Source organism: Rickettsia monacensis, from assembly GCF_000499665.2.
Lineage (GTDB): Bacteria > Pseudomonadota > Alphaproteobacteria > Rickettsiales > Rickettsiaceae > Rickettsia > Rickettsia tamurae.
In genome coordinates, this window is the sequence record NZ_LN794217.1 from 1,028,678 (window position 1) to 1,048,456 (window position 19,779).

Consider the following 19,779-nt stretch of genomic DNA (forward strand, 5'->3'; position numbering starts at 1 on the left):
CCACGGCATCTATAACAAATTAAAAAAACTGGATCCCGCGATCAAGTTGCGGGATAACACTGGAAAAACCGATCCACGCAACAAAGCCGATTTAAAGATGAAAAAAATTCTTAAAATAATATTATTTATAACTATCTTTATTATACTCGCATATAGTGGGCTGTGGTTTACTATTATGTTCTCTTTATCACACTCTATAAATCAAAAATATGCCGGTACCAACCTTAATATAGAAGAGGCTGATAATAATCCTAATCAGCAATATCTTATTAAATTTTCCAAAGTTCAGCCCTATGGTTTTCCTTTTAAATTAGGTATTTCGGTAATTAATTGGCAAGAAGAGAGTATTAATAGAGCAATTGAATTTACCACACCGATAAATATCGGTTATGATTTACTTAAGCAGAAATTATTTATAAATTTTTCCGGAGAAGCATTCGGGCGATTTAAGCCGGTTGAAAGAGGGTTTGGAGTAAGGTTTTATAATGATAACTGCATATTATCAGCAAAGATACAGTTAAATTTTAAATTATTTGAAATAGTACGATCAAAAAAAGATTTATTTGAAGTTATAAATTTAATAGAAAATATTAAATTTACTTCCGGTAAAACAGAAATTTTTGACTTAGTCGATAATCAAAAATTATATGAAGAAGATCATACTATACTTACTATGTTATTTGACAAAAGTAAGTATTATACAAGTAAACAGGATTTCCTTGATAATATACCGCAAAAATTAGAAATTTATTATGAAACCGAAATAGTAAAAAGTAACCTTGAAGATAGAATAATACCTGCCGGCTTATTATTATATAGACCCGCTTGGAATAATAATTTCAAATTTTCTGGTAATTTCTTGATTAGTACTAGTAGTTTGCATTTTAAAGATATTGTTAAAGATTTAACAATTGAAGTTACTAATGCAAAAATAAATAGTAATAACTTTGAAAATAATATTAATTTATTATATAAAGGTAAGTTAAACGATTTCGGCAATAATAATATTGATCTTTTGGTAGATTCGCAATTTAAGCTAAAACCGGGTTTTATAATAGATTCATTAGAATTTATAAAGAAATATTACGATATGCAAACCTATCTGTTTAAACTTTTCGATAATAAGCTATATAAAGATTTTAATAATGAACTAAGCTATATTTTAAATAATAATAATTTTAGTCTTTTTGAAGATAGGCAATATAATTTTAATTTAAATATTAATTTAGTTACTGAATTAAATAAATTAACTAGAGCACAGATAAATGCTTTAAGTCTATATTCAAACGCATCGGGATTTAATATAACAAATGAAACTATAGTAAATGCTCTTAAAGATTCTTACAGTAAAGGTACGATAGTAATTAATGATTACTCTAGAATAATAGATGTTTTAAGTCTATATGTATATGGGGTAGGGGATTTTAAAAACTTATCCAAAGAGAGCAAAGAAGTATACGGAGATGCTCTAAAATCATTTTTAAAAACCATTTCCGATCACCCGAATTCATCTAATTTAATTGACGTTAGTATTGAGTATGTATTTGATTTATCCGATTTAAACAAAGCTAAAATAGGTAATATAGATGATATAAATAAACTTATACCTTTATATTATTTATCTTTATATCAAGCAGCAGTAAAAAAAGTGAAACCGGGAGAAAACGTAAAAGAAAAAATTATGGAATTAATTCCTAATGTTAATCAAAAAATATTAGAGGAATGTATACTCGATGAACTTAGTTAATCGTCATTGCGAGCGACTGTAAGGAGCGTGGCAATCTCAGGATTTTGGCACGAGATTGCTTCGTCAAAATTTTCAATTTTTTCTCGCAATGACGGAAAAATTTATAAAAATACCATGAATATTATAGTAAAAATACAGCAAGATTTAAAAGATGAAGTAACTAAGTTAAACGATTTAATCATTAGCTGTTTAAAAAGTGATGAAGAGTTAATAGAAAAGGTCGGTAAATATTTACTAGAGGCAGGCGGTAAAAGAATTCGTCCGCTTTTAACTATAATAACCGCTAAAATGTTTGATTATAAAGGCGATAATCATATAAAGCTCGCAAGTGCCGTTGAATTCATTCACAACGCCACATTGCTTCATGATGATGTGGTAGACGACAGCACTTTAAGAAGATTCAAACCTACGGCTAACGTTATTTGGGGAAGTAAAACAAGTATTTTAGTGGGTGATTTCCTCTTTAGTCAGTCTTTTAAGTTAATGATAGCTTCCGGTTCTATTAAAGCTATGAATGTTCTAGCTAAAGCTTCAGCGATTATTTCCGAAGGGGAGGTAGTACAGCTAGTTAAGCTAAATGAGCGACGCATTATAACTATCGAAGAATATCAGCAAATAGTTAAATCTAAAACCGCCGAACTATTTGGAGCTTCTTGTGAAGTTGGAGCTATTATAGCAGAGCAGTTAGACCATGTTTCTAAAGATATGCAGGACTTTGGGAAATTACTCGGTACGATATTTCAGGTTATAGATGATCTACTTGATTATTGGGGTAATGATAAACAGGTAGGCAAAAATATCGGTGATGATTTCTTAGAAGGAAAAGTTACGTTACCGCTGATTTTTTTATATAATAAGCTAGAGCAAGACACACAGCTTTGGCTCGAAAATATAATTAAATGTGATAAGCGTACTAATGATGAGTTTATGCAAATACGTGACTTAATGGTAAAGCATGAAATCTACAATGAAACAATTAATTATTTGAGTAACTTAGAAAATGAAACAAATAAGTTATTAAATAAAATTCCGGTTCAGAATCCGGTTCAGAATATTTATAAAGATTATTTGTTTTCGATTATTAGATTTATTTTGGATCGCTCTTATTAATCGTCTGCATTCGTAGCTCAGCTGGATAGAGCGTTGCCCTCCGAAGGCAAAGGTCGTTGGTTCAAATCCAATCGAATGCACCAATCACTAACTAAAACTAAATTAACTCCATTTTCCATAATATCGATTATAGAACAATTACTTAATTCTTAATTGTAAAATGGCTGGGACGGGAGGATTCGAACCTCCGAATGACGATACCAAAAACCGTTGCCTTACCACTTGGCGACGTCCCAATGTAGAAAAATGTACAGAACAGACTTTATACCAATAAATAGCGGAAACGTCAATTACAATTTTTGTTATAATATTCCTTGATATAGTTTATTTCATCAATATATTTATTTCATTATTAAGCCAATTCCTCGCTTGCGGAGATAATAAATCATAAATTTTAGCTCTAATTTTGTTATAATATTCCTTGATATAGTTTATTTCATCAATATTAAGTAGTTTCGTATCAATCAATTTACTAGCATAAGGCACTAGGCTTAAGGTCTCAAACTCAAGCCATCCATTATTTTCTTTTACATACATTAAATTTTCGATTCTAATTCCGTATTTTCCTGGAATATAAAATCCAGGCTCATTAGATAAGATCATACCTGCTTTAAGTATTGTTTTATTACGAAGATTTATGCTTTGCGGTCCTTCATGAACGCTTAAGAAGCTCCCTACCCCATGACCCGTACCGTGCGGATAATCTAGCATTTCTTGCCATAAATATTGCCGAGCTAGTATATCAAGATTAGCTCCTGTAACGATATTTTTAGGAAATTTGGTTTTAGCTAAAGCAATATGTCCTTTAAGTACTTGCGTATAACGCTTTTTCTGCTCATCATTCGGCGTACCTATAACTATTGTTCGAGTTATATCGGTAGTAGCACCTTGGTACTGACCCCCGGAATCTATTAGTAATATCCCCTGCCCTATAATTTTTTTAGCAGTTTTTTGATCAGCTCTATAATGAATAATGGCACTATTTTCCTGAAATCCACAAATAGCAGGAAAACTATCCGAAACATATCCCTCTTGTTTAGCTCGATACTCTGTAAGCCTTAAACCAAGGGTGTGTTCGGTTATAGTCTTTGTCATACCGTGGCTTGACCACGGGATCCAGTTGGATTTTACCGGTCCACACAACAATGCCTCCTCGCAATGACGAATACTTCTATCCAAATCAGCAAAAAACTCACATAAAGCTACTGCATCTTTAATATGAAAATCGATTGCATGCTTAATTTCTACATCGTTCTTACAAGCTTTAAGCATTAAGCACGGATCGGTAATTTTTTGTACTTTTTTATCAGCTACTAAGTCCATTATATGAACAGAGGCTATAGTATCATCAATAAAAATATTTTCGCTATCTCTTAAAACATTTTCAAATTCTTCTTCCAGTAAAATCGTTATTTCAGGACGAGCATTAATAATTTCGGCATCGATTCTTGTAGGATTTATAAACAAATATAATTGTGTAGAAGTGAGTATAACTTTTGCAAACATTAAAGGCGTATAAGTAACGTCACTAGCCCGCAAATTTAGTAACCAACATATGGAGGAGCTATCGAGAATAACTAAGGCAGATTGCTCGGTGTCATCCCGCGGCTTGACCGCGGGATCCAAAAAACAATTATTATTAACTGCTTTATTTTTATTAGATCCCGCGGTCAAGCCGCGGGATGACAATGCAATTTCACGACATTTACTTATTTTATCAGTATGACTAACGCCCGCAAACTTAATATCATGCAAATAAACTTTAGAATTTGGCTTTAGCAGCTGATTTTGCCAAATCTTATCAACTAAATTTCCGTTAATTTTCTGAAAGTTGAACTTTAAATTTGATATAGCGGGATAAGTAAATAATTCAGAATCGTATCCTATTTTTGCATCTTTACCAAACTTAGATATATCTTTTAAGTCAAAAATCTTAAAAAGCTCTAAATCCAGCTCTTTACTTGCTTGCTCTAAATAACGTCCGTCAGTAAAAAATAATGCTGTATCTTTATATATAATAGCTATACCGTTTGAACCAGTAAAACCTGTTATATATTCAAGTCTCTTTGCGTAGCTTGGAACATATTCACTCATATATTTATCGTTAGACGGAATTATATAACCGTCTATATCATATTCTGTGAATAAATTTCTAAGTAGATTAATACGGATTTTTGTCATGTTTATATCTCTTATGTCGTTCTCTTGCCCGCTTGGAGGCTGAGCCGTCATAATGAAAAATTGGTAGACGAAGGTCAATTTCAAAAAGAGTAATAGGTTTGCAAGGCGAGGAACGGAAGCCGTTACTTAAATTTACGTGAGTACCGCAGAACTTGCTAGACGATAACGCCAATTTTTGAAATTCACCGAGTATACCATCCATAATATAAAGGAATACCGAGAATAGTAAAGGAGCTAGCTATAATTAGAGTTTTAACAGGTGTTTCATAGATAACCCAAGCACAAAAGATAATCGATATTATGGCTATAAGTAAATAATAATAAGAAAAATTTTCTTTTGAACTAAGAATTACTTTTAAAAATGCTAAGCTACAAATTAAATAGACGAATAAGAATGTTATTGCCGAGAAATCTATTATTTGTGTAATCTGTTTGGCAAAATTATCATTTGCCGTAAAGATTAATAACGGCACAATGCCAAGGCAGCTTACAATAATTCCGTGAGTTGGAGCGTTATTGCTATTTTTCTTAGCAAAAAATTTCGGTAATAACCCGTCTTCTGCAAGTCCTAGAGCAATTTGTCCGCTAGTTAGTACCCAAGCATTGAGTGTACCTATACATATAATCGAGGCTATAACCGTAATTACGCTTGACCATTTACCCCCGAATAATAATGAAGCGGCATCGGCATAAGGAGCTTTAGAACTAATAAGTTCAGAAGCAGGGATTAATCCCATTATACCTACGCTATTGATAATATATAAAACTGCTACGCAGAAAGTTCCAACTATTATGGCTCTTGGAATGGTTTTTGCCGGATCTTTTACCGCTCCTGCTGTAGTAGTTGCACATTCTACTCCGATAAATCCCCAAAAAGTAAGAAGTGCAACTCTTCCCATAATACTCGGAATGCTTAAACTTTCTACTTCTTCAGCTATAGTTATATTATCTATATTAAAATGAGATAATGCACATAAACCTACTACAAGCAACGGAACAAATTTTAAGAGAGTCAAATAAAACTCTGCTTTTCCTGCTACTTCAGGACCTTTTAAATTTAAAACCGTAATAGCAGCTAATAATATTATCTGTAATGTTAAATCCAAAATCGCTTGTGATTTAAAAAAAGGTGTTAGATAACCTATTGCAGAGATAACAACTATACTTGTACTGACGAAGGATATAACCCAGTAAGTCCAGCCGGTGAAGAAAGCTATCTTATCCCCGAAACTTTCCCGTACATAAACGTGCGGACCGCCTGTTTTAGGAAATTTTGCACAAAGTGTAGAAAATACAAGTGCTATACTCATAGCACCGAATAATGAAAGTACCCAGCCCCAAATGCTGTATATACCGAATGGTGCTAAACTTAACGGCAATATAAAAACGCTAGTACCGATTTGACTGCCGGTTACTAAGGCAAAAACCGCCCAGAAACCTAATTTCTGTGACATATTAATCTAATTTAAAGAAACAGCTTTAAATTAGCTGAAATAATGATTTTTAGCAATAGTTAAAACTACTATAATTATTTTACTCTTGATTTCTAAACAAAAGATTGATAGCTTTTTAAGCTATCAAAAATAATCTTAGAAGTTAATATGCCAAATCGCACCGCTAAAGTTTATACAGTGAAATCAGGAGACACTTTATCAAAAATTTCACAAAATTACGGTACTTCTGTTCAGGATTTAGTTAAATATAATAATATAAGCGATCCTAATCATATCGAAGTAGGCTGGGAGATTTCATTTTCCGGTGATTCGCATGATTTTTCTTAAAATAAAGCTATTGGTGTAATAGTTAACCGCAATTGACTTTTTATGGATGTACTGTAATTGCTAGAATAGTGATATTATCTTTATCCTGAAACTTGTCTAAATGTCCGGTTGTGTTTGTATTATTAACATATTCATAATGCCCACTAGTATCTTTTCCTCCTACAATATGACTATTTTTCAAATCATATATTTTCATAGAAAAACAAAAGTATGAAAATATTTTTGCGAATATCTCTTGAAAAATATCCATACTCTTGCTCAATCTTTATCCCCTCTATTTTATTATAAATCCAGTTACACATATTTTAAAACCTTTATTGATTTTAAAGTGTTATACGCTAAAAGATTTGCCGCAGCCGCAATTAGCTTTTTCGTTGGGATTGGTGAAAGTGAATTGGGATTTGAATTTAGTCTCTACATAGTCCATTTCAGAACCTAGAATATACATTAATGCTTTAGGGTCGATTAGTATCCGTACGCCCTTTTCTTCAACTATTTCATCGAATTGATTTTTACTATCGGCATATTCAACGGAATAAGTCTGACCAGCACAACCGCCTGACTTAACCCCTACCCTAATACCAAAGGTAGGCTTGGCTCGTTTTTCTATTAGCAATTTTACTTGCTTTGCAGCAGAATCGGTTAATGAAATAACATTTTTCATGTTTTTTAAGAGTCTTTTTTCTGTTTGTAATCGGCTATAGCTGCCTTTATTGCATCTTCAGCAAGTAGTGAGCAATGTAATTTTACCGGTGGAAGTGACAATTCTTTTGCTATTTCGGTATTTTTAATAGTCTCAGCATCTTCTACCGATCTTCCTTTAACCCACTCCGTTACTAAAGAACTTGAAGCAATAGCTGAACCGCAGCCGAATGTTTTAAATTTAGCATCTGTAATAATCCCGTCATCATCAACTTCGATTTGTAACTTCATAACGTCACCGCAAGCAGGAGCTCCAACTAGTCCCGTCCCGACATTTTTATTTTCTTTATCAAGCGATCCAACATTACGAGGATTTTCATAATGATCTATCACTTTTTTGCTATAAGCCATTGTTATTCTCTAAAATTTGGTTTTGTATGTTATACTTGCGTGAATACCCGAGCCGTCATTGCGAGAAAAAACTGCAAGTTTTGACGAAGCAATCTCAGGATATTTGACGAGATTGCCACGCAGCCTACGGCTGCTCGCAATGACGATATTCTCAATGTACAGCCCATTTAATCTTTTTCAAATCAATCCCCTCTTGCATCATTTCCCAAAGAGGGCTTAATTCCCTTAGTTTATCGATTTTTGAGCATATTAAATTTACTGCGTAGTCAACTTCCTGCTCGGTAGTAAATCTACCTATGCCGAACCTGATTGAAGTATGGGAAAGCTCTTCACCGATTCCCATGAAACGTAAAACATATGACGGCTCTAAAGAGGCAGAAGTACAAGCAGAACCGGAGGAAACCGCTAAATCTTTAATGGCAAGGATAATTGATTCTCCTTCAACTCCGGCAAAGCTTAAATTTAAATTACCTTTATATCTTTGATTTTTATCACCGTTTAAATAAACTTCTGAAATTCGGCTATGTATATTATTTAAAAATCTGTCGAATAAGTAATTTACATGCTTAGTATCTTTTTCCATCTCACTATACGCTATTTCAGCAGCCATGCCAAGCCCTACGATTAAAGGAGTCGGTAACGTACCCGAACGCATACCTCTCTCCTGCCCGCCACCGTTTATAAGCGGCGTAACACGCACACGAGGTTTTTTCCTTACATATAAGGCCCCTATTCCTTTCGGACCGTAAATTTTATGTCCTGAGATACTGGCAAGATCAATATTAAACTCGTTAACGTCAATTGGAATTTTACCAAAACCTTGAGCAATATCGGAATGAAAGAAAACGCCTCTTTCACGACAAATTTTCCCGATTTCCTTTAAAGGCTGAACAACACCTATTTCATTATTAACTGCCATAACTGAAACTAACATAGTCTGATCGGTAATAGCTTCTTTTAATATTTCTAAATCGATTATTCCATTTGGTTTAATCGGTAAGTATGTGATTTTTATACCTTCTTGCTCTAAATGCCTGCAAGCGTCAAGTACGCATTTATGTTCACTAACTATAGTAATAATGTGATTCTTTTTATTGCCGTAAAATTTTGCTATTCCCTTTATTGCAAGGTTATTAGATTCGGTTGCACCAGAGGTAAAAATAATTTCTTTAGTATCCGCTCCTATTAACCTTGCTACCCTACTTCTTGCCCCTTCAACGGCGTTTTCTGCTTCCCAGCCGAAAGAATGGCTACGTGAATGAGGATTCCCGAACTTGGTAGTAAAATAGGGCAACATTGCTTCCATTACCCTTGGATCTAGTGGCGTTGTTGCCTGATAATCCATATATATCGGTAAGGTTAAATTGTTTAATTGTGGGTTCATATGGTTACATGTTAAATAGTTTGTTTTTCGTCACCCCGTGGCTTGACCACGGGGTTCAGTCTTTTTTTATTTTTATGGATTCCCGCCTATGCGGGAATGACATCGTAAATCTCCTCAAAAGCTTCTATAAAAGTTTCTATATCACTTACCGTATTAGTATGACTTAAAGATATCCTAATCGAAGATTTTGCTTCTTCTTCATTCATACCCATATTGGTTAATACGTGTGATTTAGATATTTTTCCCGATGAACAAGCAGAGCCGGAACTTACGCAAATATTACGTAAATCAAACCCGATTAATTTCACTTGTGCATCCGTATTCGGTATAGTAATTAAGGTAGTATTAGGTAATCTCGCTACGCTATTACTAACAATATTTACGTTTGGATATTCTTTTAATTTTTTCTCTAAAACTTCCTGTAAGCTTTTGATTTTTATATATTTTTCTGAGATATCTTTTGTTGTTAATTCAGCTGCCAAACCAAGCCCTGCAATAGCTAAAACATTTTCAGTGCCTGAGCGTACTGATTTTTCCTGCCCTCCTCCTATAATCATTGGAGTAACTTGAAAGTTAGAGTTAGAGATTAAAGCAGCACCACCCTGCCCCCCTCCTATTTTATGCCCTGAAATCGTCACAAAATCTAAACCTAAATCCTTGATATTTATGGGTATTCTGCCAAAACTTTGCACTAAATCGCTATGAAATCTTGCATAATACTTTTTAGTTATTTCACTTATTTTGGTTATATCTTGCAAAACCCCACTTTCATTATTAGCCATCATTACGGAAACTAGTTTTTTACTAGTATTACTCTGAGATAACAACTCTTCTAGATGTTCTAAATCAACTAGCCCTTGCGTATTAACTCTTATAACTTTAATATTTGGAGCGTAGTTTATACGGTTATAGATCGATAAATGTTCAATAGCTGAAATAAAAATATCGCCGTCATAAAAATTTTTCATTATTAAATTATTACTTTCAGTTCCCGATGACGTAAAGGTAATATCATATTCTCTAGATGATAAGGTTACACCAAGAGCCGCCGCTATTTGCGAACGTGCCGTTTCTATGATATTCTTAGCAAATCTACCTAAACTATGTGTTGATGAAGGGTTAAGCTCCTTGTCCATCAAACTTATTATGAATTCCTTAACTTTAGGGTCGATAGAAGTAGTAGCATTATGGTCTAAATATATCATATATTTAAATAATACTTAGCTCTAAAGCATCCTTAATGGATATATTTTCAAAATAATCTCTAATATGCTTCCCAAGACCTTTCCATAATTTATGCGAATTACATTTTATTGTATCAGGTACGCAAGTTTTAACTGATTTCTTATAGCAGGTAGTCATTATAAAATTTTCGTTAACGGCGTCCATAATATCAGAAATTTTTATTTCTTCTAAGTTACCTATTAAAATATACCCACCTTTCGATCCTCTAATAGCCTTAACTAGATCAGCTTTTTTAAGTTTAGAAAATATCTGCTCTAAATAGTTAAGCGATATATTTTGTTTTACGGAAATTTCATTCAAAGTGACCGGTTCAGCACTTGATTTTGAAGCCATTTCAAGTATTGCCATTACGGCATATCTTCCTTTCGTCGTCAGCATCATATAACCTTAAAACTTAAAATTGTTTTATATCTACAATACCCAAGTAATTTAGTCAAGTATATAATTATATTATTTAATAAAAAATTAGCTTGTTAATATAAACTATTATAGTTATGACAAAAAACATCTATATTTTAGGCAAATTAAAGATTTTATTTAATTATTTGTTTTGAATTAACTTCATGTATAATAACTCCTGAATCTCCTCGCTATCATCCAACAGTAATAAGTTTTACACCAGCAAGCGTAGTTATAAATTACTCTTTAAATGATTTACAAGAAGCTACAAACCTTGCTCAGCAATTTTGTAGCACAATAAATAAAGATGCACAATATACAGGACACAATATATAAAGATTGCTGAAGCTGGATTTTTTTTCAAATGAGATTCAAGCTCGTCATGCTTTCTTTAATTGTGTAGGGTCTGGGAGAAGTAGAAAAGATGATCAAAGTATCATAAATAATTTTAAATTAAATTCTTCCTTATATATAACTCGACAGGCTCTTGTTAATTTGCCAAATAGCAACAAATACTAAACAAGTTGTAAACATTTGTAGTAGCTGTAATAATATGCTTAATTCCGGTATTAATATAATAATAACCGGTTGTAATATTATCAGGACTCCGCTTGAAAACATTACTAACCTTATAGAAGTTTGTATTGAAGTTTTAATAGTAAGTAAATTAGCTAAGCTATATACTAACAAAACTATAATACTTCTCTCTAATAAGAATGTTACAAACCAAAATAATATAATAGCCGGCATACCGAAATAAATAAATAAATTTGGTGCATATAATAAATTATCAGCAAAATATTTTTTTATTATTTCAGGAGTTAAAATTACTTCATTTTGTTTGAATATCTCAGAATAGTTAACAGTACTTGGAAAGTTTTTCTTAGTATTGGTTACAATTAAATTTATCTTCAGCTTATTCTCTTCAAGTACAAACGGTATTTTGCTTTTTTCTTTATTAGAAACTTGATTTTTTGTATCAATGACGACTATTTTATTGTTATTTTTACTATATAAATATATAGGCTCTACTTCTTCAACTGAAATTTTTGAATTATTATATTTAATTTCCGGTAATTGATTGATAATATATTCAATGTTGTCTGTAACTTTTGATGATTGTATTCCGTTAAAATAATCTTTTAAAGTTATTATGTAATTTAATATAAAAATACAATAAATTATTGACGAAATAAAAGACACGGTAAATAAATATCTTATTCCGTATCCTTGATAGTTTATATATACGTCTTTATAAAACTCTATAGAGCTAATTGATAAACGTAATTGACGGAGTAATGCATTTAATCCTCCTAATATAAATGATAATAAATACATGTATGAGTAATTTATTTAAGTTTCTCACCCTCTTCCTTCTTAATCCGGTTGAGGTAGCTATTAAGTCAGTTTTTTACCGGCTTTGATTAAATTTTTGGCTATATTAATTGTGATTTAAGTATTTTTTCTATTTCTATTATCATTTTGACCAAATTTGGTCAAAATGTAGAATAAAATTAACTCTATTTTGTATGCCATTATAAAACACTCAAGGATATATGAAAGGAAATTTTTTGTTTTTTATTACTTTCATATGATATTCATCAATATTTAACATATACCTAAATAACCAAAAAGCCATATAATAGTGTATGACACGAGGTTGTATCAAAGAGTTGTTTCCGCTAGGCAGGAAACCATCTATGTCACTAGATGAATCTAAGGGTATGAAAAAGAGCTACCCTGACAATGTGACGAAATACTCTTAAGCATAGGGAAAATCTCGTGAAAGCAATTCCTTTCTAATAATTACAATCAGATAAGTTGCTAGATAGCCAATATGATAAAGATATCTGATCCTTAATGAAAGAAGCCCAAGAAGTTATCAAGATGAATATCGCATCAACAACTTTTGCATTTATTGGGTGTCAAAAGAGATTAACATTAGACAATATGTAAAAGTAAAGAATTGATCTGACAGTTAAGGATTGTTGGGTACGAAGAAAAAAGATAAGATAGTACCTGGCAAGTTTTAACAACCTACTAAAAAGGAGACTGTCAGATGACAACATATCAAGAAAAAATCATAAAGCCAAGAATCGGTTTATTAAAACTCGCTGAACAATTAGGGAATGTATCACAAGCTTGCAAAGTAATGGGTTATAGCAGGGATACATTTTATCGTTACAAAGAGCTCCATGATCAAGGTGGGGAGGGGGGAAGCTCTATATGAGATGACTAGACGTAAAGCTTGCATTAAGAATCGTGTGCCCGCAAATATAGAGGATGCTGTAGTTAATATAGCTGTTGAATTTCCAGCATTTGGTCAGGAACGTGCTGCTAATGAATTACGCAAAAGTGGGATAATCATTTCTGGTGGCGGAGTTAGATCTGTGTGGTTACGTCATGATTTAGAAAGTTTCAAAAAACGTCTAAAAGCTCTAGAGACTAAAGTAGCAAATGATGGTATTGTTTTAAGTGATAATCAACTTGCTGTTCTTGAAAAAGTTAAAAACCAACGTGAAGCTAGTGGTGAAATAGAAACTATGCACCCTGGCTACCTTGGTTCACAAGATACTTACTATGTTGGTAATATTAAAGGCATAGGCCGTATTTATCAGCAAACTTTTGTCGATACCTATTGAGGAGTAGCTATTTGTAAACTCTATACCGAAAAGACGGCTATTACAGCTGCAGACCACTTAAATGATAAGGTTATTCCATTCTTTGCAAACCATGATATCCCTCTGCTTAGAATATTAACTGATAGAGGTACGGAATATTGTGGAAAACCAGAAAACCATGCTTACCAACTATATCTTGGCATTGAGAATATCGATCATTCCAAAACTAAAGCATATAGTCCTCAAACCAACGGTATCTGTGAGCGTTTCCATAAAACTATGCAGGAAGAGTGCTATCACATTCTATTCCGCAAAAAATTTTATAATTCACTTGATGAATTGCAAACAGATATAGATAACTGGCTTGTGAGTTACAATAATGCAAGACCTCATTCCGGTAAACATTGCTTTGGTAAAACACCAATGCAATCTTTTACAGATTCACTTTATATTGCTAAAGATAAAAATATTGGTAATATTGGTAATATAGATAAAAATATTGGTAATATAGAGAGAATATCAGACAATTTGATGATTGCCCATCAAGCTGCCTTATTACTCAACTCTGTCAGATTAAGTCGTAACTTGTACAATTAAAATTCTCTTTTATGTAGCCAAAAATGGTTTCGATAATGAATCTCTTCCTTAAAAGGATTTTATCCAAAAGAGGTAATAAATAGTTTTTCATATCCTTTCTTATTCCGGTAATTTTTATTAAACCTTGCTTATAAAGTTTTGTAAACATTTTTTCTGAAATAAACCCCTTATCATCATAACACTTACCTTTTAGACCTTTTTGATAACCATTGCTTCAAATGCAATTCTGTCATCAACATTACCTTTGGTAATTTTAACAGCAATAATTTCTCCCTTATCATTGATTATCATATGAAGCTTGAATCCAAAAAACCAATCGACAGAACTACGTCCCCTTTTTGCAAGATTATTAAAAGTTCTGTTAGAATTAATTCTGATATTTTTACATACTGCAAAATGTGTGGAATCTGCATAATAAATTCCCGTTCTTTTCCCACTTAAGTAATGTAACATCACAATCAATGGCAGAAATAATGAAGGAATAAGCTGAACAAATCTCTCATAACAAGGTGGATTCCTGAACAAATTACCATTAATAATAAAGTTTTGGTAATAAGCTTTTAAATGTTTATATGCACTAAAATGGTAAAAATCATTATTGAGAGTTCTTCACTTAAGGAAAGCTTACCTTCTCTAAATCTTTGCTTATTACTTTTCAGCAATTGATGTTTTACCCATTTCTCATAAATTTTACAAAATTTATCTACTATACAAAATATTGTAGTATATTTACACATGTTATTAAACCTTTATTTTACTCCTTCAGTGCCCTATTTATATAAGGTTTAATAACTCTTGCAACCTTCCTTCCTCTCTATTCCTTATCCATAATCAGGGTTAATTTAGTCTCTAGAGCTTTTAGACGTTTTTTGAAACTTTCTAAATCATGACGTAACCACACAGATCTAACTCCGCCACCAGAAATGATTATCCCACTCTTGCGTAATTCATTAGCAGCACGTTATATAATGCTTCAAAAAAAAGAATCATATTTCCCATTACCTATAATATCGTGATATAAAGAGAGTCTATATTGAGTGCTTGAATAACCAGCTTCCCATCTATCGATAATATTTTTTTGAAGAGTTCTAAATCTTCAATATGATGGAAAAAATATTATTATGTAGTACCATGCTTTTTATTATTGTCCACTTCTCTATAGTATTATATTTAGACCATTCCATAACTTATTTACTCCTTAAATAAATTTTTAGGCATTCGGTAATAAACCGTATTATAGAATTTTTCGACAGAGTTCTTCCCAAACTCTACTTCTAGAGGTAATTTGTATGTCGATCCGGTACTCGCATCCTCACGTACGCTTTTGTACGCTGCGGTGCTACGTTCCGTGTCTCCTTCAAATTCCTCTCTATAAGCGAATTTGGAAAGAACTCTACTTTCAGGGAATTTGCGTTTGCGGATAGAGAAATTACCAAAATTTCTGATTTCGATACGCTTTTGTTCTTTAAGAGATTCGTTTAAATAATCTAAAATTAAATCTACTGAATCTTTAACATCTTCTTTAGAAAGATAATTCAGCTTATCATGTATTTTATCTATTAAATAATTCTTAGTAACCATTATTAAAAAATCGCTTTGATTCCGTTAAAACTATTTTTAAAAAAACTAGGTGTTATACTATCAAAATCTTCAAGTATTATGTCCATTAATTTTGGTTTTGGTTTTAATTGATAATCTTTAACTAGTAGATTAACATTAATTTTCTTAACTTCCTGTAACCATTTTAATGCAGTATCTTCCGAACCTATAGCATCCACAAGCTTTAACTTTAAAGCCTGACGACCTGAATATACTCGTCCGTCTGCGAGCTTTTTTACTTCTTCTATAGGAAGATTACGCCTCTCTGAAACAAGTTCAAGGAAGAAATTATAAGTATCTTCTATATTTTCCATAATGGCTACCCGCACTGCTTCCGTCAGTTTTTCGGTAGGATTTGGGACGGCTTTTAATTCACCCGATTTGAAATTATTAAATTTAATCCCCAATTTTTGAGCAAGTTCCGTTACCTCGGCTGTTTGTAGTATTACACCGATTGAACCCGTAATAGTTCCGTTATGGCTGACAATATAATCACCTCCAAGAGAGATTAAATAACCGCCGCTTGCAGCTATTGTTCCCATAACTATCACTACCGGTTTTTTTTCAGATATTTTACGCAGAATATTATAAATTTTTTCAGAGCCGACTACCGTACCGCCGGGAGAATTTACGTTAACTATTAACGCTTTAATATGAGAATCATCGATTATTTTTTTGAGCTTTTTGTCACGCTTTTCGTCTTCAAGAATTATTTCGTCTATTAATACGGAAGCTATATAGTCTTCATTACTATTAATAGGTAAAACCTCTTTTGGAGCAAAATCTTTACCGACTAGTAAGAATACGATAGCAATTAAAATAATAGCTGCTAGCTTCCAAATTAACAAACGAGATTTTATTTGTCTTCTTTCAATTAAATAATCGGATGATATATTCATGATTTCTTATGTTTTTGTAGTTATCCAAGGCGTTGTTGTATTAAATTCGATGTCATTCCCGCGAAGCATTGTTGCGTGGATTAATTCCGCCGCTGTCATCCCGCGACTTGATCGCGGGATCCAGTTTAAAATACTATAGTGCTTTAAATTATTTATACCGTGGCCAAGCCATGGTATATGACACTGAGTGCGTTTTTCGATCCATGCCACCCCCCACGGCCTCGCAGGAATGACATCAAGTATTATAAACCGTTCTTAGGACGTTCAGGACTCTTCATCATCTCAAAAAACTCACCGTTAGTTTTAGTATTTTCAAGTTTTTTGAGTAAAAATTCTATTGCTTCACTGCTACCCATCGGATCGATAATACGACGAAGAACCCACATTTTATTTAATATTATTTTATCTACTAACAAATCTTCTTTTCTAGTTCCTGATCTAGTCATATCAATAGCCGGATAAATACGCTTATCGGCAATCTTACGATCTAGAACTATCTCGGAATTACCTGTACCTTTAAACTCCTCAAAAATTACCTCATCCATACGAGAACCGGTTTCAATTAAAGCCGTACCGATTATAGTAAGCGAGCCGCCGTTTTCGATATTTCTTGCTGCTCCAAAAAATCTTTTCGGTCTTTGTAGTGCATTAGCATCAACACCGCCCGTTAATACTTTCCCTGATGATGGTACTACAGTATTATAAGCACGAGCTAAACGTGTTATCGCATCTACTAAAATCACCACATCTTTTTTATGTTCTACTAAACGCTTTGCTTTTTCAATAACCATTTCTGCAAGCTGCATGTGCCTACTTGCCGGTTCATCGAAAGTAGAGCTAACAACCTCCCCACGCACGGAACGTTGCATATCTGTTACTTCTTCAGGTCTTTCGTCTATTAACAGTACTATTAAAAATACTTCCGGATTATTGGTTGTAATTGCATGTGCTATATTTTGTAATAATACGGTTTTACCTGTACGAGGCGGTGCTACTATTAATGCACGTTGCCCTTTACCCATAGGGGCAACAAGTTCAATAACTCGTGTACTAAAATCCTTACTATCTTTACTATTATTTTCAAGTTCTAATCCTAGTTTTTCATCAGGATATAAGGGAGTTAAATTATCAAAATGAACACGATGATAAGCTTTAGAAGGGTCTTCAAAATTTACTCTATTGACTTTCAGTAAAGCAAAATAACGCTCCCCGGCTTTTGGAGCTCTGATCTGACCTTCTACCGTATCACCGGTACGTAGACCAAAACGACGAATCTGACTAGGAGAGATATAAATATCATCAGGGCCTGCTAAATAGTTTACTTCCGGCGAACGTAAAAAACCAAATCCGTCAGGTAGTACTTCAAGTACCCCCTCTCCCACTATTAAACCTCCCTGCTCTACGGATTTTTTCAAAATTGCAAAAACTAATTCTTGTTTAAGTAATGAATTAATATTTTCAATTTTTAATTCTTCTGCTTTAGCTTGTAGTTCCTCCGGTAATTTACGTTTTAATTGTTTTAAATTAATAATATTACCGTTCTCTGCAAAATTATTATGATTGTTATTGTTAAGTTCTTCTGTGGATTCTTTATTAGTTGTGTTCATTATTTTATTATTAATAGATTATAATTGAAAAGTTGAGTTAGCAATTAAGTTTAAAGGTAAGTAATATACTTATTTAAATTAGGAATCAAAGTTTATTATTATTTCATGAGATTACCGCACAGCATACGGCTGCGTAGCTCATGACGACTCAGGTAACCTCTCTTCACAATGACGGATAAACCAATCCACGTAACTCTATAAATCCTTTGATTTTAACAATAACACATTTGTATTAAGTAATGGAAAGAATACGTTTTTAACTTCGTTTAATAAGACTTCATTGCTTATTTCTTGGTTTAATTCGCTGCGTACCGCATCAAATATTTCTCTTAAACTTTTCTCTTCTACCATATATTTGAAAATATATTTAGTACTTCTAAATATCGATATTGAGATATTAACATTATTTAGCACTCCATTATTAATAGTAAAATTAATAACATTATTTACTGCTGAAGGATTAGACTCCAAATGTTCATAAATTTGTTTAGCAAAATTGGCGATATTATGGAAGTACGGTATATTATCAAGATCATCAAACGAGGCTACACTATCTTTTTGATTTGATACGTAAAATGAATGTTTAATAATATTACCGGTAAGTATTTCGGAAATTGCTTCTCTAGTTACTTTATCCATCTTTTTAACTTTTTGCAGAAGTGAAAAATCTTTTATATAATTTTCCGGTCTTAATAAAATTTTCTCTAAAGGATCAAGATAATCAACAAAATTTAAGTCTGCTTTTTCTACGAATTCATATAACTCAGGAACGGAATAGGCTCTATCCTGTTTGTGCAGGAACATATCATAAACTCCAACATCACCGAAATTTTGGTAATCTGAAAATAACTCCCAACCTCTTTTATACCAGTTAGTAGCAGGCAGGTTATCTAGAATTAGCTTCCCGTTCATTACTTCTTCGACACGGCTTTTAGTATCTTTATTTATCATTTTCATTAAATCCTGAATTTGATAAACACCGGTACGTCCGTATTTAGCATATACCATTAAACCCATACCGCCGGTCGGCTTTAAAGAATCTTTTAGATTTTTTAAACCTTCATCAGGATTTGCTAAATGATGAAGCACGCCGATACAATTTATATAATCGAATTTTCCAAGTTTTAGATTAGGTATATTTAATATTGAATCATTAATCCATTTAATATTTTTAAGATCTCGTACTTCTGCACGTTTTTGTGCTACTTCCATACTAGGCTTGCTAAAATCTAGATATATTATTTCGGCATTTTTATCTTTTAACTGTTCAGCAAGATAAATAGTTGAATCACCGGTGCCGCCACCTGCTATTAAGCATCTAAAATTATTATTAAAATTTTCTTTTCCTTTATATAGAAAATGGTTTAATTCTCCTAAGAACTCACCGCAAATTGCAAGTAAACGTTCTTTTTCTTGATTTGGGTCTCTGAAAGGATAAGGATAATCTTGATAATGCTCTTGTACTTCTGCTAAATCTTTAGAAATTGTAGTATTTTTTGTTTTCTTTAAATCGTTCATAAATTATTATTTTTTAAGTTGTTATTATATATACTTGT

The 19,779-nt window shown here is 32.5% G+C and carries 18 protein-coding genes, 2 tRNA genes and 3 pseudogenes; 5 read left to right on the top strand and 18 right to left on the bottom strand.

The annotated features are described in order from the left end of the window. The first annotated feature begins 97 nt into the window (after positions 1–97). The 3 genes from RMONA_RS05420 to RMONA_RS05430 all read left to right on the top strand — a co-directional run bounded on the left by RMONA_RS05420 (position 98) and on the right by RMONA_RS05430 (position 2,940). On the top strand, positions 98–1,747 hold the full coding sequence (locus RMONA_RS05420) for a hypothetical protein (protein WP_023508223.1): 1,650 nt from the start codon (positions 98–100) through the stop codon (positions 1,745–1,747). A gap of 114 nt (positions 1,748–1,861) precedes the next feature. Further along, positions 1,862–2,857 (top strand): polyprenyl synthetase family protein, encoded by a 996-nt coding sequence (locus RMONA_RS05425; RefSeq protein WP_037231820.1) that lies wholly within the window; start codon positions 1,862–1,864, stop codon positions 2,855–2,857. A gap of 6 nt (positions 2,858–2,863) precedes the next feature. Then, positions 2,864–2,940: transfer RNA gene (locus tag RMONA_RS05430), tRNA-Arg, on the top strand. Between the two features lie 78 nt (positions 2,941–3,018). Here the strand turns inward: RMONA_RS05430 and RMONA_RS05435 are convergent. The 3 genes from RMONA_RS05435 to RMONA_RS05445 form a co-directional block, all read right to left on the bottom strand. Then, positions 3,019–3,093: transfer RNA gene (locus tag RMONA_RS05435), tRNA-Gln, on the bottom strand. 88 nt (positions 3,094–3,181) lie between these two features. Continuing rightward, the gene (locus RMONA_RS05440; protein WP_023508221.1) at positions 3,182–5,089 is read right to left on the bottom strand and encodes an aminopeptidase P family protein; all 1,908 of its coding nucleotides are present in this window, start codon (positions 5,087–5,089) and stop codon (positions 3,182–3,184) included. A 131-nt stretch (positions 5,090–5,220) separates the two neighbouring features. Then, a complete protein-coding gene (locus tag RMONA_RS05445; RefSeq protein ID WP_023508220.1) occupies positions 5,221–6,492 on the bottom strand; it encodes an APC family permease in 1,272 nt (423 codons plus the stop codon). Positions 6,493–6,639: 147 nt separating this feature from the next. Here RMONA_RS05445 and RMONA_RS05450 point away from each other — a divergent pair, with 147 nt between their 5' ends. Continuing rightward, the gene (locus tag RMONA_RS05450) at positions 6,640–6,819 is read left to right on the top strand and encodes a LysM peptidoglycan-binding domain-containing protein (protein WP_023508219.1); all 180 of its coding nucleotides are present in this window, start codon (positions 6,640–6,642) and stop codon (positions 6,817–6,819) included. A gap of 40 nt (positions 6,820–6,859) precedes the next feature. Here the strand turns inward: RMONA_RS05450 and RMONA_RS05455 are convergent, their stop codons facing one another. From RMONA_RS05455 to RMONA_RS05485, 7 genes are all read right to left on the bottom strand, one after another. Continuing rightward, positions 6,860–7,000 carry a hypothetical protein gene (locus RMONA_RS05455; RefSeq protein WP_157699836.1) on the bottom strand — a complete coding sequence of 47 codons (141 nt, stop codon included), beginning with the start codon at positions 6,998–7,000 and terminating at the stop codon, positions 6,860–6,862. A gap of 150 nt (positions 7,001–7,150) precedes the next feature. Further along, positions 7,151–7,483 (bottom strand): iron-sulfur cluster assembly accessory protein, encoded by a 333-nt coding sequence (locus RMONA_RS05460; RefSeq protein ID WP_023508217.1) that lies wholly within the window; start codon positions 7,481–7,483, stop codon positions 7,151–7,153. Positions 7,484–7,488: 5 nt separating this feature from the next. After that, the gene (gene iscU, locus RMONA_RS05465; protein WP_023508216.1) at positions 7,489–7,872 is read right to left on the bottom strand and encodes a Fe-S cluster assembly scaffold IscU; all 384 of its coding nucleotides are present in this window, start codon (positions 7,870–7,872) and stop codon (positions 7,489–7,491) included. Positions 7,873–8,023: 151 nt separating this feature from the next. After that, complete coding sequence (locus RMONA_RS05470; protein WP_023508215.1) at positions 8,024–9,256, bottom strand: IscS subfamily cysteine desulfurase; 1,233 nt, start codon at positions 9,254–9,256, stop codon at positions 8,024–8,026. Between the two features lie 86 nt (positions 9,257–9,342). Continuing rightward, positions 9,343–10,461 (bottom strand): cysteine desulfurase family protein, encoded by a 1,119-nt coding sequence (locus tag RMONA_RS05475; protein ID WP_023508214.1) that lies wholly within the window; start codon positions 10,459–10,461, stop codon positions 9,343–9,345. Between the two features lie 4 nt (positions 10,462–10,465). After that, positions 10,466–10,882 (bottom strand): Fe-S cluster assembly transcription factor, encoded by a 417-nt coding sequence (locus tag RMONA_RS05480; RefSeq protein ID WP_037231814.1) that lies wholly within the window; start codon positions 10,880–10,882, stop codon positions 10,466–10,468. A 483-nt stretch (positions 10,883–11,365) separates the two neighbouring features. Next, positions 11,366–12,238: a DUF1189 family protein gene (locus RMONA_RS05485; RefSeq protein ID WP_023508212.1), complete on the bottom strand. Its 873-nt coding sequence runs from the start codon at positions 12,236–12,238 to the stop codon at positions 11,366–11,368. Positions 12,239–12,959: 721 nt separating this feature from the next. Between RMONA_RS05485 and RMONA_RS05490 the strand changes: the two are divergent. Further along, positions 12,960–14,118: pseudogene (locus RMONA_RS05490) on the top strand (IS481 family transposase). Here the strand turns inward: RMONA_RS05490 and RMONA_RS08625 are convergent. The 8 genes and pseudogenes from RMONA_RS08625 to RMONA_RS05515 all read right to left on the bottom strand — a co-directional run bounded on the left by RMONA_RS08625 (position 14,090) and on the right by RMONA_RS05515 (position 19,741). Next, the gene (locus tag RMONA_RS08625) at positions 14,090–14,266 is read right to left on the bottom strand and encodes a transposase (RefSeq protein ID WP_242402797.1); all 177 of its coding nucleotides are present in this window, start codon (positions 14,264–14,266) and stop codon (positions 14,090–14,092) included. The pseudogene RMONA_RS05490 and the gene RMONA_RS08625 sit on opposite strands and share 29 nt — an antisense overlap. A 41-nt stretch (positions 14,267–14,307) precedes the next feature. Then, positions 14,308–14,571 (bottom strand): transposase, encoded by a 264-nt coding sequence (locus tag RMONA_RS05495; protein ID WP_046058374.1) that lies wholly within the window; start codon positions 14,569–14,571, stop codon positions 14,308–14,310. 385 nt (positions 14,572–14,956) lie between these two features. Then, positions 14,957–15,079 (bottom strand): annotated as a pseudogene (locus tag RMONA_RS08630) (IS481 family transposase); the annotation flags it as partial. Between the two features lie 434 nt (positions 15,080–15,513). After that, a pseudogene (locus tag RMONA_RS09685) lies at positions 15,514–15,699 on the bottom strand (HU family DNA-binding protein); the annotation flags it as partial. Positions 15,700–15,701: 2 nt separating this feature from the next. Continuing rightward, entirely contained in the window at positions 15,702–16,616 is a 915-nt protein-coding gene (gene sppA, locus RMONA_RS05505; protein ID WP_023508209.1) for a signal peptide peptidase SppA, read from the bottom strand. A gap of 6 nt (positions 16,617–16,622) precedes the next feature. Further along, complete coding sequence (locus RMONA_RS09355) at positions 16,623–16,826, bottom strand: hypothetical protein (protein ID WP_023508208.1); 204 nt, start codon at positions 16,824–16,826, stop codon at positions 16,623–16,625. Between the two features lie 32 nt (positions 16,827–16,858). After that, complete coding sequence (rho, locus tag RMONA_RS05510) at positions 16,859–18,223, bottom strand: transcription termination factor Rho (protein ID WP_023508207.1); 1,365 nt, start codon at positions 18,221–18,223, stop codon at positions 16,859–16,861. A 195-nt stretch (positions 18,224–18,418) separates the two neighbouring features. Then, complete coding sequence (locus RMONA_RS05515) at positions 18,419–19,741, bottom strand: class I SAM-dependent methyltransferase (RefSeq protein WP_023508206.1); 1,323 nt, start codon at positions 19,739–19,741, stop codon at positions 18,419–18,421. Between the last annotated feature and the right edge of the window lie 38 nt (positions 19,742–19,779).

Excerpts from the sequence above, each read along its gene's own strand:
- sppA (WP_023508209.1), bottom strand. The coding sequence starts at position 16,616 with ATGAATATATCATCCGATTATTTAATTGAAAGAAGACAAATAAAATCT.
- RMONA_RS05515 (WP_023508206.1), bottom strand. The coding sequence starts at position 19,741 with ATGAACGATTTAAAGAAAACAAAAAATACTACAATTTCTAAAGATTTA.
- RMONA_RS05480 (WP_037231814.1), bottom strand. The coding sequence starts at position 10,882 with ATGATGCTGACGACGAAAGGAAGATATGCCGTAATGGCAATACTTGAA.
- RMONA_RS05475 (WP_023508214.1), bottom strand. The coding sequence starts at position 10,461 with ATGATATATTTAGACCATAATGCTACTACTTCTATCGACCCTAAAGTT.
- iscU (WP_023508216.1), bottom strand. The coding sequence starts at position 7,872 with ATGGCTTATAGCAAAAAAGTGATAGATCATTATGAAAATCCTCGTAAT.
- rho (WP_023508207.1), bottom strand. The coding sequence starts at position 18,223 with ATGAACACAACTAATAAAGAATCCACAGAAGAACTTAACAATAACAAT.
- RMONA_RS05460 (WP_023508217.1), bottom strand. The coding sequence starts at position 7,483 with ATGAAAAATGTTATTTCATTAACCGATTCTGCTGCAAAGCAAGTAAAA.
- RMONA_RS05440 (WP_023508221.1), bottom strand. The coding sequence starts at position 5,089 with ATGACGGCTCAGCCTCCAAGCGGGCAAGAGAACGACATAAGAGATATA.
- RMONA_RS05495 (WP_046058374.1), bottom strand. The coding sequence starts at position 14,571 with ATGTTACATTACTTAAGTGGGAAAAGAACGGGAATTTATTATGCAGAT.
- RMONA_RS05425 (WP_037231820.1), top strand. The coding sequence starts at position 1,862 with ATGAATATTATAGTAAAAATACAGCAAGATTTAAAAGATGAAGTAACT.
- RMONA_RS05420 (WP_023508223.1), top strand. The coding sequence starts at position 98 with ATGAAAAAAATTCTTAAAATAATATTATTTATAACTATCTTTATTATA.
- RMONA_RS05445 (WP_023508220.1), bottom strand. The coding sequence starts at position 6,492 with ATGTCACAGAAATTAGGTTTCTGGGCGGTTTTTGCCTTAGTAACCGGC.
- RMONA_RS05450 (WP_023508219.1), top strand. The coding sequence starts at position 6,640 with ATGCCAAATCGCACCGCTAAAGTTTATACAGTGAAATCAGGAGACACT.
- RMONA_RS05470 (WP_023508215.1), bottom strand. The coding sequence starts at position 9,256 with ATGAACCCACAATTAAACAATTTAACCTTACCGATATATATGGATTAT.
- RMONA_RS05485 (WP_023508212.1), bottom strand. The coding sequence starts at position 12,238 with ATGTATTTATTATCATTTATATTAGGAGGATTAAATGCATTACTCCGT.
- RMONA_RS08625 (WP_242402797.1), bottom strand. The coding sequence starts at position 14,266 with ATGTTTACAAAACTTTATAAGCAAGGTTTAATAAAAATTACCGGAATA.